The sequence below is a fragment of the uncultured Reyranella sp. genome (genome assembly GCF_945957355.1).
In the GTDB taxonomy this organism is placed as follows: domain Bacteria; phylum Pseudomonadota; class Alphaproteobacteria; order Reyranellales; family Reyranellaceae; genus Reyranella.
The window spans coordinates 102008-118595 of record NZ_CAMFKM010000012.1 but is presented as its reverse complement, the minus strand read 5'-3'; the positions used below and the strand labels follow the sequence as shown (position 1 = coordinate 118595).

Sequence of the window (16588 nt, the reverse complement as noted above, 5' to 3'; positions counted from 1 at the left end):
CATGGACTACGCCGAGCTCCAGGTCACGACCAACTACAGTTTCCTACGCGGTGGCTCGCACCCGCAGGAACTGGTCGAACGCGCGATCGAGCTTGGCCATACCGCCATCGGTATCACCGACCGCAACACGCTGGCCGGCGTCGTGCGCGCCTTCGCGGCCTCGCGCGACGAGAAGAAACCAAAGGATCCCAGGCACGACAGGATCAAGCTGCTGGTCGGCAGCCGTCTCGAAACGCGCGACGGCTGTTCGCTGCTCGCCTATCCGACCGATCTCGACGCCTACAAGCGCCTGTCCCGCCTGCTGACCCTGGGCAACCGGCGAACCGAAAAGGGCCAGTGCGATATCGGGCTCGACGACCTGGCCGAACATGCCGAAGGACTTCTGGCGATCGTGCTGCCGCCTCGCAATCCCGAGGATCCGGCCTTTCGCGATCGGCTGCGGAAGCTCGCAGAGCTGTTCGAAGGCCGCTGCTATCTCGCGGCGTCCATGCTCTATCGCGGCGATGACGCCCGTCGGCTTGCCTTGCTGGACGATCTTGCCGAAAGGCATTGCGTGAAGCTCGTTGCGACCAACGACGTGCATTATCACGTGCCCGAACGGCGGGCATTGCAGGATGTCGTGACGGCCATTCGCCTCGGCTGCACGGTCGAGGAATTGGGCTTCCGGAGCTTTGCCAGCGCCGAACGCCATCTCAAGGCCCCCGCAGAGATGGCGCGCCTGTTCCGCCGCCATCCGCACGCCATCGCGCATACGCAGGAGATCGTGAAGCGCTGCGGCTTCTCGCTTCGGCAGCTCACCTACCAGTATCCGGTCGTCTACGAAGGCGGCGAGACGCCCATAGACAAGCTCATGCGCCTGACCTGGGAGGGGGCGAAGTGGCGATATCCCGAAGGCGTTCCAAACAAGGTGGCCGGCACGATCCGCCGCGAGTTCGCGCTGATCGACCACAAGGGAATCGCACCTTACTTCCTGACGGTGCATGAGATCGTGAAGGAGGCGCGCAATCGCGGCATCCTTTGCCAGGGCCGCGGCTCTGCGGCCAATTCCGCCGTCTGCTATTGCCTGGGCATCACCTCGGTCAATCCCGCCGAGACGGAAGTGCTTTTCGAGCGCTTTCTGTCCAACTCGCGCAACGAGCCGCCCGACATCGACGTCGACTTCGAGCACGAGCGCCGGGAAGACATCATCCAGTGGATCTACGAGACGAAGAGCCGCGATCGCGCCGCCCTGGCGGCCACGGTGATCTCCTTCAGGAGCCGCAGCGCCATCCGCGAGGTCGGCAAGGTGCTCGGCCTCTCACCCGACACGGTGGGCGTGATGGCTGACACGGTGTGGGGTATGGGGTCGGGCGGCGTGAAGGCCGACCATGTGCGTGAAGCGGGTCTCGACCCGATGGACCCGCGCATCATGCTGGCGCTCGAACTGTCGTCGGCGCTGTGCGGCTTCCCGCGTCACCTCTCCCAGCATGTCGGCGGCTTCGTATTGACCGAGGGCCGCCTCGACGAGCTGATGCCCATCCAGAACGCGGCGATGGAGAAGCGCACCGTCGTCGAGTGGGACAAGGACGATCTCGACGTACTGGATATCTACAAGGTCGACGTGCTCGCGCTCGGCATGCTGACGGCGCTGAGCAAGAGCTTTGCCCTGATCGAGAGACATTTCGGAGAGAAACTGTCGCTCGCCATGCGCCCGACCGACGAGAACGTCTACGAGATGCTGTGCCGCGCCGACTCGGTCGGCGTCTTCCAGGTCGAGAGCCGGGCGCAGATGTCGATGCTGCCGCGGCTGAAACCCAGGGAGTATTACGATCTCGTCGTTCAGGTGGCGATCGTGCGGCCGGGGCCCATCCAGGGCGGGATGGTGCATCCTTACCTGAAGAACCGCGCCAATCCTGGCGCCGTGGTTTATCCGAAGGACGAACTCAGGGCAGTCCTCGAGAGAACGCTGGGCGTTCCCCTCTTCCAGGAACAGGCGATGCAGATCGCCATCGTCGGTGCGGGATTCTCGCCTGAAAAAGCCGACGAACTCCGCCGCGCCATGGCGACGTTCCGCCATAACGGCACCATCCACAAGTTCAAGACTCCCTTCATCGAGGGCATGGTGGAGAAGAAATACGATCGCGACTTCGCCGAGCGCTGCTTCAGGCAGATAGAAGGCTTCGGCGAGTATGGCTTTCCCGAGAGCCATGCCGCGAGCTTCGCGATCCTGGTCTATGCCTCGTCCTACGTGAAGCACTACTACCCTGAGGTCTTTAGCGCGGCCCTGCTCAACTCCCAGCCGATGGGATTCTACGCGCCGGCCCAGCTCGTGCGCGACGCGAAGGAGCATGGCGTCGAAGTACGGCCGCCCGACATCAATGCCAGCGACTGGGATTGCACCCTGGAGCCGGGACGGAACAACCGTTGCGCACTGCGTCTCGGCCTGCGTCAGGTCACGGGGCTTTCGAAAGAAGCGGCCATGCAGATGGTCGCGCGCCGGAACGACAGGCCCTATCGCGATCCCTCCGATCTGTGGCGGCGCAGCGGCCTCACCAGGAAGCAGATCGTGGCGCTGGCCCGTGCCGATGCCTTCGCGTCCCTCGGCCTCTCGCGGCGCGACGTGTTGTGGGCCGTGCGCGGCTTCTCCGATGGGCAACTGCCGTTGCTCGATACGGAGGCGGGAGCCTGCGACTTCGAGCCCGCCGTCGCCCTTCCCGCCCTGACGCTCGGCGAACAGGTAGTCGACGATTACAGCAGCTTCTCGATGTCGTTGCGTTCCCACCCGCTGGAGCTTCTGCGAGCAACTCTCGCGCGGCGCGGCATGTCCAGCACCGAAACGCTGAAGACGGCAAGGAATGGCCAGCTCCTGACCCTGGCGGGTCTCGTCCTGGTGCGCCAGCGGCCGGGCACGGCTTCAGGCGTGGTATTCGTCACCCTCGAGGACGAATTCGGCATCGCCAACCTCGTGGTCTGGCCCACGGTGTTCGACGCCCATCGCCGCATCGTGATGGGCGCGCGCCTGATGGGCGTGCGCGGTCGTATCCAGTGCCAGGGCGAAGATGAGTACAAGGTGATCCACCTGGTCGCGGATGAGGTTTGGGACCTCTCGGCCGAACTCGATTCGATTTCCGAGATCGACTTGTTCCATCTGGCCAACGGTCGCGGCGACGAAGCCCGCAGCGATCCCGGCGATCGTCGGGTGAAAGTCGCGGAGGCCAACGCCACGCGCCATCGTTCGAGCCGGAATGTTCCCGAAAAGCCAGCGAAACAATCAAAGTACGACCGCAGCCGCATCGTCCTCGACCGGCCCAAGATCCGAATCCAGAGCCGGGACTTCCACTGACGAGCCTTTCAGAGACGAGTCGCCTCGTCGATCAGTTCCTGCGCGGCGATGTCCAGAAGCTCGTCCTCGGCGGTGCCGTCGAGCACTCGTTCCCTGCCGATCTCGAGCAGCACCGGCACGGCCAGCGGCGATATGCGATCGAGACGGCGATAGACGATTCGCCCCTTGGCACGCTTCAGAAGGTCGCCCAGCCGCTTGAGATCGGCGAGCTGCCAGGCCGCGTCCTGGCGCGTGGCGCGCAGCAGGATATGGTTGGGCTCGTGCTGCCGCAGCGTGTCATAGATCAGGTCGGAGCTGAACGTGACCTGGCGGCGCGATTTCTCCTCGCCGGGAAAGCGGCGCTCGATCAGGCCGGCGATCACCGCGACGTTGCGGAAGGAGCGCCGCAGCATGCTCGATTCGTCCATCCAGGCTTCGAGATCGTCGCCCAGCATGTCCTCGTCGAACAGCTCCTCGAGCTGCTTCGGCGAGGCCGGCCGCAAGCCCCACAGGCCCAGCACATAGTCGGTGGCGACGAAGCCCAGCGGCCGCAGGCCCATGCGCTCCATGCGGCGCGTCAGCAGCATGCCCAGCGTCTGGTGCGCGTTGCGGCCCTCGAAGCAATAGGCGACCAGGAACTGCTTGCCGCCGCGCGGGAAACCCTCGACGAGCAATTTGTCGGCCGGCGGCAGCATGGACCGGAAGACCTGGATACGCAGCCACTCCTGCACCTCGGCCGGCAGCTTGGGATGCTTCAGCGGGTCCTGAAGGATGCCGCGCACCCTGTTGGCGAGAAAGGTCGAGAGCGGCAGCCGCCCGCCGCCATAGGCCGGCACCTTGGGATCGCCACCGGTCGCCGGCGAGCAGATCGCCGCCAGTTCCTTGACGCCCTCGAAGCGCAGCAGGCGGCCCGCAAACACGAACGTGTCGCCCGGCACCAACCCCTGCACGAAGCCCTCCTCGACCTCGCCCAGCACCGTGCCGCGCCGCAGCCGCACCTTCATCAGCGGCAGTTCGACGATGGTGCCGACGTTCATGCGGAACTGCTTGGCCACCAGCAGCGAGGCCAGCATCCAGCGACCGTCGGGCAGCTGCTTCAGCCGATGCCAGCGATCGTAGGCCGCGAGCGCATAGCCGCCGGTCGCCACGAAATCGAACGTGTCGTCGAAATCCTTGCGCGGCAGGTCGCGATAGGGCTGCGCCCGGCGGACCTCGGCGAAGAAGGCCTCGCGATCGATCGGCTGGGCGCAGGCGGAACCCACGATGTGCTGCGCCAGCACGTCGAGACAGGCCGGGCGCGGCGGATCGCCGTCCAGTTCACGCGCCTCGACCGCTTCCAGCGCGGCCAGTGATTCCAGCACCTCGAAGCGATTGGCCGGTGCGATCATGGCGCGGCTGGGCTCGTCGAGCCGGTGGTTGGCGCGGCCGATACGCTGCATCAGGCGACTGACGCCCTTCGGTGCGCCCATCTGGATGACGAGATCGACATCGCCCCAGTCGATGCCGAGGTCGAGCGACGAGGTCGCCACGACCGCACGCAGCTTGCCCGCCGCCATCGCCGCCTCGACCTTGCGCCGCTGCTCGACGGCCAGTGAGCCGTGATGCAGTCCGATCGACAGATTGTCGTCGTTGATGCGCCACAGCGCGTCGAAGGCCAGCTCCGCCTGGGCGCGCGTGTTGACGAAAATGATCGACGTCTTGTGCTGCCGGATGATGTTGTAGATCTCGGGCACCGCATGGCGTCCCATGTGGCCGCCCCATGGCAGCCGCTCGTGCGCATCGATGATCGACACGACAGGCGGCGCGCCCGGCTCGCCCATCACGATCTCGACCGGCTCGTCGCGAAGGTTCAGAAACTCCGCCAGTGCCGGTGGATCGGCGACGGTGGCCGACAGCCCGACGAAGCGCGCCTGCGGGGCGAGCGTCGCCAGCCGCGACAGGCAGAGCGCCAGGTGATGACCGCGCTTGCTGGTCGCGAAGGCGTGCAGCTCGTCGATGATCACGCATTTGAGGCAGGCGAAGAACTTCGCCGCATCGAGATAGGACAGCAGCAGCGCCAGCGACTCCGGGGTCGTCATCAGGAGATCGGGCGGTCGCTCGCGCTGGCGCAGCCGACGACTCTGCGGCGTGTCGCCGGTCCGGCTCTCCGCGCGCACCGGTAGCTGCATCTCCGCCAGCGGCTGTTCGAGGTTGCGGCGTATGTCGGTCGCCAGTGCCTTCAGCGGGGAGATGTAGAGCGTATGCAGCTCCCCCTGCCCCTTCTTGTAGGCCAGGTCCTCGCCGGCCTGCCGGCGCTCGGTGAGTTCGATCAGTGACGGAAGGAAGCCCGCCAGCGTCTTGCCGCCTCCGGTCGGCGCGATCAGCAGCGCGCTCCTGCCCCGCCGCGCCAGATCGACCAGCGCGAGCTGGTGCGGCCGCGGCGCCCAGCCACGACTCTCGAACCAGCGTGTAAACAGGTCGGGAATCCCCATATCTGTTGGGTAGGATGCAGCAAGGCTCATGGCAACCGAGACCCTAAATCCCCGTACGTGGCTCTATCCCACGCCGCGCGGCCTCTATTGCGAGCCCGGCGACTTCTATGTCGATCCGGCCTTCGCCGTGCCGCGCGCGGTGATCACGCACGGGCATGGCGATCATGCGCGACCGGGCCACCGCAGGGCGCTGGCCACCCCGGAGACGCTCGCGATCATGCGGACGCGTTTCCAGGACATGCCCGACACCGACCAGCAGGCGCTGAAGTACGGCGAGAGCGTGCGCATCGGCGAGGTCGAGGTCGGCTTCGCGCCGGCCGGTCATATTCTCGGCTCGGCGCAGGCAGTGCTGGCATACAGGGGCCAGCGCATCGTCGTGTCGGGCGACTACAAGCGCCGGCCGGACCCGACCTGCCCGCCGTTCGAGCCCGTACCGTGCGACGTGTTCATCACCGAGGCGACCTTCGCGCTGCCGGTCTTCCATCATCCCTCCGATGCCGGCGAGATCGGCAAGCTGCTGCGCTCCGTCGCCACCTTCCCCGAGCGCACTCATCTGGTGGGCGTCTATGCGCTCGGCAAGTGCCAGAGGGTCATCCGGCTGTTGCGCGAGGCGGGCTATGAAAAGCGCATCTGGCTGCACGGCGGGCTGATGTCCCTGTGCAGGCTCTACCAGGAGCACGGCGTCGATCTCGGCGACGTGGCCCCGGTCTCCGAGGCGATCCTCGAGACCTTCAAGGGCGCCATCGTCCTGTGTCCGCCGTCGGCGATCGCCGATCGCTGGTCGCGGCGTTTCGCCGATCCGATCGCCGCGGTGTGCTCGGGCTGGATGAATGTGCGGGCCCGCGCGCGGCAACGCGGCGCGGAACTGCCGCTGGTGATCTCCGACCATGCCGACTGGCCCGAACTCACGCAGACCCTGAAGGATGTCGGCGCGTCCCGGGTGTGGGTGACGCACGGCCGCGAGGAGGCCCTCGTCCACTACGCGCGCGGGATCGGCATCGATGCCGAGGCGTTGCACCTGGCGGGTCGCGACGAGGAGGATTCCTGATCGTGCAGGCCTTTGCCCGGCTTCTCGACTCCCTCTCTTTCCAGCCGGCCCGCAATGCCAAGCTGCGGCTGATCGAGACGTACCTGCGCGAGACGCCCGATCCCGATCGTGGCTGGGCGCTGGCGGCACTCACCGGTGGGCTCGACTTCCCGTCGGCCAAGCCCGCGCTGCTGCGCGGCTTCGGGCAGGAGAAGATCGGCGAGGAGTTGTTCGCCCTTTCCTACGACTATGTCGGCGACCTCGCCGAAACGCTGGCTCTGATCTGGGAGACCGATCCTGCTGCCGGGCCGCCGCCGTCGCTGGGTGAGGTCGTCGAAACGCTGCAGCGGGCCACGCGCACCCAGACGCCGGCGATCCTGAAGCGCTGGCTGGACGCCCTCGATTCGACCGGCCGGTGGGCGCTGCTGAAACTCCTGACCGGCGCGCTCCGGGTGGGCGTCTCCGCGCGCCTGGCCAAGCAAGCGGTCGCCAACATCGGAAACCAGCCGGTCGATGCGGTCGAGGAGGTCTGGCACGGGTTGAAGGCCCCCTACCGGCCGCTGTTCGACTGGCTGCTGCAGGGCGCCCCTCGGCCCAGCAGCAATGCGGGTGCCGCCTTCCTGCCCGCGATGCTGGCCAACCCGATCGACCGCACCGAACTCGACGCGCTCGATCCGGCGCATTTCCGCGCCGAATGGAAATGGGACGGCATCCGCGTGCAGGTCGCCGCATCCGGCGGGCTGAAGCGGCTGTACAGCCGCGCCGGCGAGGATGTGTCGGGTGCCTTTCCCGACATCATCGAGGCGATCGACTTCGAGGGCGTATTCGACGGCGAGCTGCTGGTGCGCCGCGAGACCGCAGTGGCGCCGTTCAACGACCTGCAGCAGCGGCTGAACCGCAAGACGGTGACGCCGAAGATGCTGAAGGAGCATCCGGCGCATGTCCGCCTCTACGACGTGTTGTGGCTGGAGGGCCGGGATTTGCGTGGCCTCCCGTTCGATGAGCGCCGCATCCGCCTCGAATCGTGGGTCGCCCTGAAGGAGCGGCCGCGCTTCGATCTTTCGCCACTGGTGACCTTCACCGACTGGGCGGAGCTTGCCGCCAAGCGCGACGAAATGCGGGCCGACGGGATCGAGGGTTTGATGCTGAAGCGCGGTGACAGCGCCTATCTTTCAGGCCGCCCCAAGGGCCCGTGGTTCAAGTGGAAGCGCGACCCCATGCTCGCAGACTGCGTGCTGATGTACGCCCAGCGCGGCCATGGCAAGCGCAGCTCCTTCTACTCCGACTTCACTTTCGGCTGCTGGCGCGACGGGGCGGCAGGTGGACGCGAGCTGGCGCCCGTCGGCAAGGCCTATTTCGGCTTCACCGACGAGGAACTGCGCTGGCTCGACAAGTGGGTGCGCGACCACACGACCAACCGCTACGGCCCCGTCCGCGAGGTCGAGCAGAAGCTGGTCCTGGAGATCGCCTTCGACGGCATCGCCCGCTCGACCCGCCACAAATCAGGAGTCGCCATGCGCTTTCCTCGCATCAGCCGCATCCGGACCGACAAGCCGGCCGCCGAGGCCGACACCGTAGACAATCTGCTTCGGCTGCTGACCAGTTCGGCACCGGAATCGCCCCTTGCAGGGGGTATGCCGCATGCCCATTATCCGGGCGTCACCGTAACCGAAGAGCCATGATCGACCCGTTCGGCCGCCACATCTCCTACCTCCGCGTCTCCGTGACGGATCGCTGCGATTTCCGCTGCGTCTACTGCATGGCCGAGGACATGACCTTCCTTCCCAAGGCGGAGGTGCTGTCGCTCGAGGAGCTGGAGCGGCTGTGCACGGCCTTCGTCCGCCGCGGTGTCAGGAAGCTGCGCCTGACCGGTGGCGAGCCGCTGGTGCGGAAGAATGTGATGTCGTTGTTCCGCGGCCTCGGAAAGCACCTTGAGACAGGCGCGCTCGAGGAACTCACCCTCACGACAAACGGCAGCCAGCTTGCCAAATACGCCCAGGAACTGGCCGATATCGGCGTGCGCCGGGTGAACGTGTCGATGGATACGCTCGATCCGGACAAGTTCCGTCAGCTCACGCGCTGGGGCGACCTCGACCAGGTGATGCGCGGCCTCGACGCCGCCCAGCGCGCCGGGCTTGCGATCAAGATCAACGCCGTGGCGCTGCGCGGCGTCAACGACGGCGAGTTTGACGAGATGATTCGCTGGAGCCACGGCCGCGGCATGGATCTGGTCCTGATCGAGGTCATGCCGATGGGCGAGATCGGCGACGCGGCGCGGCTCGACCAGTACCTTCCGCTGTCGCTGGCCCGCACCGAAATCGCCCGGCACTTCACCCTCACCGAGACGGACTACCGTACGGGCGGCCCCGCCCGCTACTTCACGGTCGAGGAGACCGGCGGAAGGCTGGGCTTCATCACGCCGCTCACCCACAATTTCTGCGAAAGCTGCAACCGCGTGCGCCTCACCTGCACCGGCACGCTCTATATGTGCCTGGGTCAGGAGGATGCCGCCGACCTGCGCGCGCCGCTGCGCGCATCCGAGAGCGACGAGGTTCTGGATCGCGCCATCACCGAGGCGATCGCGCGCAAGCCCAAGGGGCATGATTTCATCATCGACCGCCGCCACATCGGCCCCGCCGTCCCCCGCCACATGAGCGTGACCGGCGGCTGAATTCAGGCCTCGGGATCGGCCTTCGCGGCCGCTGTCCTGATCTGCGCCCGCCGCACCGCCTCGCGGTGGGAGATGTAGAGAGCGCTGGCGAAGATCACCGCCGCGCCGACGAAGGTCCAGACGTCGGGCTTCTGGAAGAACAGGAAATAGCCCAGCATCGTGTTCCAGATCAGCGACAGGAAGCCGATCGGCTGCAGCAACGTGATGTCGGCTAGCTGGTAGCCGCGTTGCTGACAGATATGGCCGAGCGTACCGGCCAGGCCCGCCAGCAGGAACCAGACGACGTCTCCCCATTGTGGCATCTGCCAGAACCACAGTGCGAACGGCAGGGCGCAGGCGACGATAACGATGTTCTGCCAGATCACGATCGTGGTCGCCGAATCGGTACGGGCCAGCGCCTTGGAGATCAGGTTCGAGGCCGAGAAGATCGGCGTTGAGATCAGGATGCAGATGACGCCGATATGGATGTCGCCGAAGCCCGGCCGGATGATGATCATGGCGCCGATGAAGCCGACCATGACGGCGATCCAGCGCCGCAGCCGCACCTTCTCGGAGAGGAACAGCGCGGCACCGATCGTAACGAAGATCGGCCCGGTGAAACCCAGCGCCGTGATCTCGGCCAGGGTCGTGAGCGGCAGCGCCACGAACCACAGCATCATGCCCGCCGTATGGATGGCGCCCCGCGAGATGTGCAGGGGCAGCCGCCTCGTGTGCAGCGAGCGGTAGAGGCCCAATCGCATCACGATCGGCACGAGGAACAGCGCGCCGAAGAAATAGCGCAGGAAGGCCATCACATAGGGATTGAGATGCTTCGCCGGGATCAGCGTGAAGACGTTGAGCAGCGCGAACAGGACGCCCGACAAAGCGACCCAGAGGATCCCACGCAAATTTGGCGGCAGCGCGAGCCAGCGGGCGACGAGAGCGGACACGCCGTGACTATGTCACAGGCCCTTCGGCCTCGCACCATCGACAGTACGACGGCTTCCGTGAGGCGAGTGCGTGGCCCGTTCAGGCCAAAGCGGCAGCCGGCACCTGATCCTCCCGCAAGCGGACGACACGGGCAACCAGCTCCTCGAGATAGGGGTCATTGATGCCCAGCGATCGCGCATGCTCGGCCGTGTTCAGGAGGTACTCGCGGCAGGCGCCGCGACGACCCTCGGCGAAGGCGATGTGATAGGCCGCCCTCTCGATCGGCAGGTCGCCGCAATACTGGCAATGCCCGGTCTCGACGACGAAGGTCACGGCGCTGACGGTGCGACCGTCCCGCAGCCTGGCCGGCACCCAGCGCGGCTTGTAGAGACCCGCCAGCATCTCGCGATTCCACAGGAGACCGAGTTCCTGGCGCACCAGTTCCGGCGACAGGCGATAGGCAATGCCCTCGCACTGTCCGCCGTCGGCCAGCGCCAGCATCAGGCCGGGCAGTTCCGGCGTGCCCCGGCCCATCGGCGTCCAAAAGCAGAAGGAGCGGCGCCAGCCCTCCACGCTGCAGGGCTGGACCTCGGCATACTCGAGGGCCGGGTTCCACATCAACGAGCCGTAGGCGAAGATCCAGGTCTCCTCACCCGGCGGACGGTCGCGCAGCGCCTCGTTGAGACTGGCCTCGCGTTCCGGCGTCGACAGGAAGAAGTCGTAGCCGGCGGCACGGGCGTCGGCGACGATCTGATCGATCCGTTCCGACTTCAGGTCCTCGCGTGTCAGCAAATGCGGTACCTCAGGTTCCGTAGACGATGGCCATGGTCTCGGCCACGCAGGCCGGACGCTCCTGGCCCTCGATCTCGATGGTGACCTGGTTGGTCAGGCGCACGCCGCCCTTGTCCATCGGATCGGCCGCGATCAGCTTGGCGCGCGCCCGCACCTTCGAGCCGGCCGGGACAGGGCTGGTGAAACGCACCTTGTTGCAGCCGTAGTTGATTCCGTTGCGCACGTTGTTGATGTGCGAGATCTGGCTATTGAGCATCGGGATCAGCGACAGGGTCAGGAACCCGTGGGCGATGGTCTTGCCGCCCGGCATGTCCTTCTTCGCACGCTCCACGTCGACGTGGATCCACTGATGGTCGCCGGTGGCATCGGCGAAGAGGTTGATCCTTTCCTGGGTGATCTCGACCCAGTCACTTACACCGATCTCCTGGCCCACGTATTTCTGCATCTCGTTCGGATGGGCGAACTCACGCTTTGCCATCTTGCCTCAGCTCCATTAATTGCACTTTCGCTGCAATCGACAACCGAAATGCCCGGCTGCCACGCTTGTGCTGCTCCCCAAGTTTGTATCGTCGCGAGGTTTTGCCCATCATGCCACTCTCAAGAATGCACAGGAGGAGACCCCCACATGGCGTACGAGACCGTCCTCTATGACGTCGCGGATCGCATCTGCACCATCACGCTCAACCGTCCCGAGAAGCTCAATGCCTGGACGCGGCAGATGCACTTCGACCTCAAGGACGCCATGCACAGGGCCGGCGCCGATGCCGAGGTTCGGGCGATCATCCTGACAGGCGCCGGGCGCGGTTTCTGCGCTGGCGCCGACATGGGCGGGCTCCAGGCGATCGGTTCGGGAGCCTCCGCCGACCGGACGAGCAAAGCCCAGGAAGGGCTTCCCGGTGGCAGCACCCTGCCCGAGTTCAAAATGAACTATTCCTATTTCCCGGCGATCCCGAAGTTCATCATCGCGGCGATCAATGGCCCGGCGGCCGGCCTCGGCATGGTGATCCCGCTCTACGCCGACCTGCGCTTCGCGGGTGAATCCGCCGTCTTCACCACCGCCTTCGCCCAGCGCGGCCTGATCGCCGAACACGGGATCAGCTGGCTGCTGCCGCGGCTGGTCGGCCTGCCGACGGCACTCGACCTGCTCTGCTCCGCCCGCAAGTTCCGCGCACCCGAGGCGCTGGCGATGGGCCTCGTGAACCGGGTCATCCCCGACGACAAGCTGCTGGCCGAGGCGCGCGCCTATGCCACCCTGCTCGCCAACACCGTTTCGCCGCGCTCGGTCGCCGTCATGAAGCGCCAGCTCTGGGAGGCAGAGTTCCAGACCCTGACCGAGGCCACGGTGCAGGCAAATCACGAGATGGAACTGTCCTTTCAGACCGCCGACTTCAAGGAAGGCGTCGCCCACTATCTCGAGAAGCGCGCCGCGCGATTCACCGGTAAGTAGGTCTAAACCTTCTCCGTCTGGCCCGCCTTTGGCTGCCACGTCATCAGCCGCCGCTCGACGGTGCCGACCAGACCGTCGAGCACGAGGGCGAAGGCGGTCAGGACCAGGATGCCGGCGAACACGGTGTTGATGTCGAACGTGCCCTCGGCCTGGAGGATCAGGTAGCCGACGCCCATCGACGAGCCGAGATACTCGCCGACCACGGCGCCCACGAAAGCGAGGCCCACGGCATTGTGCAGGCTGGCGAACACCCAGCTCATCGCGCTCGGCAGGTAGATCGAGCGCAGGAGCTGCCGCTGCGAGGCGCCCAGCATGCGTGCGTTGGCAATCAGGTTGGGACTGACCTCGCGCACGCCCTGGTAGACGTTGAAGAACACCACGAAGAAGACGAGCGTGACACCCAGCGCCACCTTCGACCAGATGCCGAGCCCGAACCACACGGCGAAGATCGGCGCCAGCACGACCCTCGGCATCGAATTGAAGCCCTTGATGTAGGGGTCCAGCACCGCCGACGCGGTAGGAGACAGCGCCAGCCACAGGCCGACACCGAGCCCGAAGGACGCACCGATGAAGAAGCCCAGCGCGGTCTCCAGCAGCGTGACACCGAGATGGGGGAAAATCTCGCCGGTCGCAAACCAGTCGACGACAACACCGAACACCTTCTGCGGCTCGCCGAAGAAGAAGGCGGCACGGTTGTCCTGCTCGAAATAGAAGGGCGGGATCAGGCCGGGTGCCGTCATCGCGTACCAGATGGCGATCAGGACCGCGAGCACGAGCAGTTGCAGGGCGCGCAGCTGCATCTCAGCCCACCTTCTGGCGTTGATAGGCCTTCAGGACTTCCTGCTTCATGGCGCCCCAGATCTCGCGATGGAGGGCGAGGAACGCCGGCGTCATGCGGATCTCCTGCACGTCGCGCGGACGCGGCAGATCGACCTTGAAGTCGCCGATCGGCCGTGTCGCCGGGCCGGCCGAGAGCACGACCACCCGATCGGACAACGCGATCGCCTCCTCGAGGTCGTGAGTGATAAACAGCACCGACTTCCGGTCCTGCGCCCAGAGATCGAGCAGTTCATTCTCCATGAGCTGGCGTGTCTGGACATCGAGCGCGGAGAACGGCTCGTCCATGAGCAGGATATCGGGACTGAGGATCAAGGTCTGGGCAAGGGCCAGCCGCTTGCGCATGCCGCCCGACATCTGGTGCGGATAGCGGTCGCCGAAGCCCGCAAGACCGACCCGGCGCAACCACTCCTCGCCCTGAGCCCTGGCCTCGGCGCGGGGCACCCCTCGGAACTCCAGACCCGCCACGACATTGTCGATCCCGGTCCGCCACGGCATCAGGGCGTCCGCCTGGAACATGTAACCGGCCCGGCGATTCACGCCGTCGGCCGCCCGCAGCGGCTGGCCGAAGACCTCGACCGAACCGGCTGAGGGATCGAGCAGTCCGGCCGCAACGTTCAGCAGGGTCGACTTACCGCAGCCGGTCGGGCCGACGACGGACACGAACTCCCCCACTTCGATCGTCAGCGTCGCGTCGGCGACCGCAGTATAGGCCTCGCCCTTTCGGTCACGGTCCGCGAAGCGACAAGTGACGTTTGCCAGCCGCAGCGCCGGCACACCGTTGGTATTCACGCCGGGTTAGCTGCGCTTGCCGGCCCGCTGGGCGAACTCGTTGGTCCACGTGTCGGCGAGCTTGATCTTGGCTGGCTCGATCTTGGGATCACCCTCGGCCAGGAACTTGAGGCAGTTGGCCGGGCCGTCCGAAGGCATGACGCCGTCCGGCGAGATGGTGTCGCGCACGTTGGCGAAGGCCTTCTCGTAGATCGCGCGGTCGCCCAGCAGGAAGGCTTCCGGCACCGCAGCCGCCACGTCGGCCGGGCTGGCCGTCTGCAGCCACTGATCCGCCCGGACGATACCCGTCGCCAGCGCCTGCGCCGTTCCCGGCGTCTTCTTCAGAAGGTCGGGCTGGGCATAGAGGCAGGCCGCCGGCATCGAGCCGCCGAACAGTTCCTGATTCCCCTTCATCGTGCGGGTGTCGACCATGATCTTGATCGCGCCCTTCTCCTGCAGGATCGTCAGCGCGGGATCCGCTTGGGACACGCCATCGACCTCGCCCTTCTCGATAGCCGCGACCACAGACGCGCCGGCGCCGACTCCGATTGCGACGATATCCGTCGGCTTCAGCCCACCCTTGGCGGCCCAGTTGTTGACGAGCATGTGCGTCTGGGAGCCAGGCGCCGTGACGCCGAACTTCATGCCCTTAATATCGGCGGGGCCCTTGACCTTGGCGGCGACATCGGTGCGCAGACCGATCGCGAGCTGCATGCCGCGACCAATCAGGGCGAAGCCGACGATGGGCTGGCCGCGCTGCTGCATGCGGATCGTATGCTCGTAGGCGCCGGCGACGACGTCGGCACTGCCGCCCATCAGGGCCTGTAGCGACTTGGCGCCGCCCTGGAAATCATTGATCTCGACGTCGAGGCCGGCTTCCTTGAAGAAGCCCTTGCGCTCGGCGATGGTAAGCGAAAGGTAATAGAGGGCGGACTTGCCGCCGACGGCCAGGACGACCTTGCTCTTCTCGGGCTTGGCCTGCGCCCGGGCGACATGGGGTGCAGCCAGTACGATCGGGGCGGCCGCCAGCAAGGTCCGGCGCCGCATCTGCAGCTTGGTCATCGTTTCCTCCACGACAGGTTTGTTTTGCTGCAGCTTGCCGCAAGCCAACCGTCGCGGCAACCGCCGCCAGTCGCGGAGAAAGCCCGACTACTTGAACGTCCGCTCCGTCCACCACGGGAAGTAGGACGGCATGCCGTCGCTCACCTTCATGGGGAAGCGCGCCGGGCGTTTTTCAAGGAAGGCGGTCACACCTTCCTTCACGTCGTCCGACTTGCCGCGCGAGTAGATGCCCTTGGAATCGACCTTGTGGGCTTCCATTGGATGGTCGGCGCCAAGCATCTTCCAGATCATCTGGCGGTTCAGCGCGACCGCAACCGGCGCAGTGTTGTCGGCGATCTCGCGGGCCAGCGCGTAGGCGGCCGGCAGGAGATCGTCGGGCTTGTGGATCGAGCGTACGAGGCGGCCGTTCAGCGCCTCCTCGGCGGAGAAGACGCGGCCGGTCATCACCCATTCCAGTGCCTGCTGCGGCCCGACGAGGCGGGGCAGGAACCAGCTCGAGCAGGCCTCCATCACGATGGCGCGGCGGGTGAAAACGAAACCGTAGCGCGCCGCTTCGGATGCGAGGCGAATGTCCATGGCGAGCTGCATGGTAATGCCGACGCCGACCGCCGGGCCGTTGCACGCGGCGATAGTGGGCTTCAGCGATTCGTAGAGACGCAGGGTAAAGAGGCCGCCGCCGTCGCGATGGCCGTCGAGGCCGGGATCGATCGGCCCGCGATTCTCGGCGTTGAAGGTATTGGCGCCTCCCGACAGGTCGGCCCCCGCGCAGAAGCCGCGGCCAGCCCCGGTGAACACTATGGCGCGCACATCGTCGTCGCGGTCGGCACGGTCCATCGCGTCGAGCAATTCCGACAGCATCTTGCCGGTAAAGGCGTTGAGTTTGTCGGGACGGTTGAGGGTGATGGTGAGGATGCCGTCCTTGGCTTCGTAGTTGATCTGCTCGTAATTCACGGGGACGTCCCTCTCAGGCCTGGTTGATGAGAACGACGCCGCCCACGATCAGCGCGATGCCGCCGATCTGCTTGATGCCGAACGGCTCGCCGAAAAGGAAGTGCCCGAGCACTGCAACGATCGCATAGGAGAGCGACACGCTGGGAAAGGCCACCGAGACCGGAATCTTCCGCAGTGCGACTATGTAGAGGAAGGCGGCCGACCCGTAGAGCGCCAGTCCGGCGATGGTCGAGGGTCGAAAGAGCTGGCTCACGAAGTCCGGGGCATCGGCCCCCGCCTTGAGCAACATCTGGCCGCCGATGCCGGTCAGGATCCCGATCCCCAGCGCCACGTAGTAGATCATCATCCT

Annotated in this window: 14 protein-coding genes; 5 read left to right on the top strand and 9 right to left on the bottom strand. The window is 66.1% G+C overall.

Features of this window, described 5'->3' with window-relative positions; translation table 11 throughout:
- Position 1 precedes the first annotated feature (1 nt).
- Positions 2–3322 (top strand): error-prone DNA polymerase, encoded by a 3321-nt coding sequence (locus Q0Q48_RS19595; RefSeq protein ID WP_295141286.1) that lies wholly within the window; start codon positions 2–4, stop codon positions 3320–3322.
- Positions 3323–3330: 8 nt separating this feature from the next.
- On the opposite strand, the gene Q0Q48_RS19590 is transcribed toward Q0Q48_RS19595, so the two are convergent.
- Entirely contained in the window at positions 3331–5772 is a 2442-nt protein-coding gene (locus Q0Q48_RS19590) for a ligase-associated DNA damage response DEXH box helicase (protein WP_295141284.1), read from the bottom strand.
- Between the two features lie 28 nt (positions 5773–5800).
- Between Q0Q48_RS19590 and Q0Q48_RS19585 the strand changes: the two genes are divergently transcribed.
- Genes Q0Q48_RS19585 through moaA form a run of 3 tightly spaced genes read left to right on the top strand, consistent with a single transcriptional unit; the run spans position 5801 to position 9470 of the window.
- A complete protein-coding gene (locus tag Q0Q48_RS19585; RefSeq protein WP_295141281.1) occupies positions 5801–6820 on the top strand; it encodes a ligase-associated DNA damage response exonuclease in 1020 nt (339 codons plus the stop codon).
- 2 nt (positions 6821–6822) lie between these two features.
- A complete protein-coding gene (locus tag Q0Q48_RS19580; RefSeq protein ID WP_295141279.1) occupies positions 6823–8481 on the top strand; it encodes a cisplatin damage response ATP-dependent DNA ligase in 1659 nt (552 codons plus the stop codon).
- Positions 8478–9470: a GTP 3',8-cyclase MoaA gene (gene moaA / locus Q0Q48_RS19575; RefSeq protein WP_295141276.1), complete on the top strand. Its 993-nt coding sequence runs from the start codon at positions 8478–8480 to the stop codon at positions 9468–9470. Before Q0Q48_RS19580 ends, moaA begins: the two co-directional genes overlap by 4 nt.
- Positions 9471–9472: 2 nt before the next feature.
- On the opposite strand, the gene Q0Q48_RS19570 is transcribed toward moaA, so the two are convergent.
- The 3 genes from Q0Q48_RS19570 to Q0Q48_RS19560 all read right to left on the bottom strand — a co-directional run bounded on the left by Q0Q48_RS19570 (position 9473) and on the right by Q0Q48_RS19560 (position 11649).
- Positions 9473–10399: a DMT family transporter gene (locus Q0Q48_RS19570; protein ID WP_295141272.1), complete on the bottom strand. Its 927-nt coding sequence runs from the start codon at positions 10397–10399 to the stop codon at positions 9473–9475.
- Between the two features lie 79 nt (positions 10400–10478).
- A complete protein-coding gene (locus tag Q0Q48_RS19565; RefSeq protein ID WP_295141269.1) occupies positions 10479–11171 on the bottom strand; it encodes a gamma-glutamylcyclotransferase in 693 nt (230 codons plus the stop codon).
- Between the two features lie 10 nt (positions 11172–11181).
- Positions 11182–11649 (bottom strand): MaoC family dehydratase, encoded by a 468-nt coding sequence (locus Q0Q48_RS19560; protein ID WP_295141266.1) that lies wholly within the window; start codon positions 11647–11649, stop codon positions 11182–11184.
- 147 nt (positions 11650–11796) lie between these two features.
- On the opposite strand from Q0Q48_RS19560, the gene Q0Q48_RS19555 reads away from it, so the two are divergent.
- Positions 11797–12618, top strand: a complete 822-nt coding sequence (locus Q0Q48_RS19555; protein ID WP_295141263.1) for an enoyl-CoA hydratase — start codon at positions 11797–11799, stop codon at positions 12616–12618.
- 2 nt (positions 12619–12620) lie between these two features.
- Here Q0Q48_RS19555 and Q0Q48_RS19550 read toward each other — a convergent pair whose 3' ends face one another.
- From Q0Q48_RS19550 to Q0Q48_RS19530, 5 genes are all read right to left on the bottom strand, one after another.
- Positions 12621–13418 carry an ABC transporter permease gene (locus Q0Q48_RS19550; protein ID WP_295141260.1) on the bottom strand — a complete coding sequence of 266 codons (798 nt, stop codon included), beginning with the start codon at positions 13416–13418 and terminating at the stop codon, positions 12621–12623.
- 1 nt (position 13419) lies between these two features.
- Positions 13420–14217: an ABC transporter ATP-binding protein gene (locus Q0Q48_RS19545; protein ID WP_295141492.1), complete on the bottom strand. Its 798-nt coding sequence runs from the start codon at positions 14215–14217 to the stop codon at positions 13420–13422.
- A 36-nt stretch (positions 14218–14253) separates the two neighbouring features.
- Complete coding sequence (locus tag Q0Q48_RS19540) at positions 14254–15288, bottom strand: ABC transporter substrate-binding protein (protein ID WP_295141257.1); 1035 nt, start codon at positions 15286–15288, stop codon at positions 14254–14256.
- A gap of 87 nt (positions 15289–15375) precedes the next feature.
- Positions 15376–16239, bottom strand: a complete 864-nt coding sequence (locus Q0Q48_RS19535; protein WP_295141254.1) for a crotonase/enoyl-CoA hydratase family protein — start codon at positions 16237–16239, stop codon at positions 15376–15378.
- A gap of 13 nt (positions 16240–16252) precedes the next feature.
- Complete coding sequence (locus Q0Q48_RS19530; RefSeq protein WP_295141251.1) at positions 16253–16585, bottom strand: EamA family transporter; 333 nt, start codon at positions 16583–16585, stop codon at positions 16253–16255.
- Positions 16586–16588: the final 3 nt, after the last annotated feature.

Excerpts from the sequence above, each read along its gene's own strand:
- Q0Q48_RS19595 (WP_295141286.1), top strand. The coding sequence starts at position 2 with ATGGACTACGCCGAGCTCCAGGTCACGACCAACTACAGTTTCCTACGC.
- Q0Q48_RS19590 (WP_295141284.1), bottom strand. The coding sequence starts at position 5,772 with ATGGGGATTCCCGACCTGTTTACACGCTGGTTCGAGAGTCGTGGCTGG.
- Q0Q48_RS19585 (WP_295141281.1), top strand. The coding sequence starts at position 5,801 with ATGGCAACCGAGACCCTAAATCCCCGTACGTGGCTCTATCCCACGCCG.
- moaA (WP_295141276.1), top strand. The coding sequence starts at position 8,478 with ATGATCGACCCGTTCGGCCGCCACATCTCCTACCTCCGCGTCTCCGTG.
- Q0Q48_RS19560 (WP_295141266.1), bottom strand. The coding sequence starts at position 11,649 with ATGGCAAAGCGTGAGTTCGCCCATCCGAACGAGATGCAGAAATACGTG.
- Q0Q48_RS19555 (WP_295141263.1), top strand. The coding sequence starts at position 11,797 with ATGGCGTACGAGACCGTCCTCTATGACGTCGCGGATCGCATCTGCACC.
- Q0Q48_RS19550 (WP_295141260.1), bottom strand. The coding sequence starts at position 13,418 with ATGCAGCTGCGCGCCCTGCAACTGCTCGTGCTCGCGGTCCTGATCGCC.
- Q0Q48_RS19540 (WP_295141257.1), bottom strand. The coding sequence starts at position 15,288 with ATGACCAAGCTGCAGATGCGGCGCCGGACCTTGCTGGCGGCCGCCCCG.
- Q0Q48_RS19530 (WP_295141251.1), bottom strand. The coding sequence starts at position 16,585 with ATGATGATCTACTACGTGGCGCTGGGGATCGGGATCCTGACCGGCATC.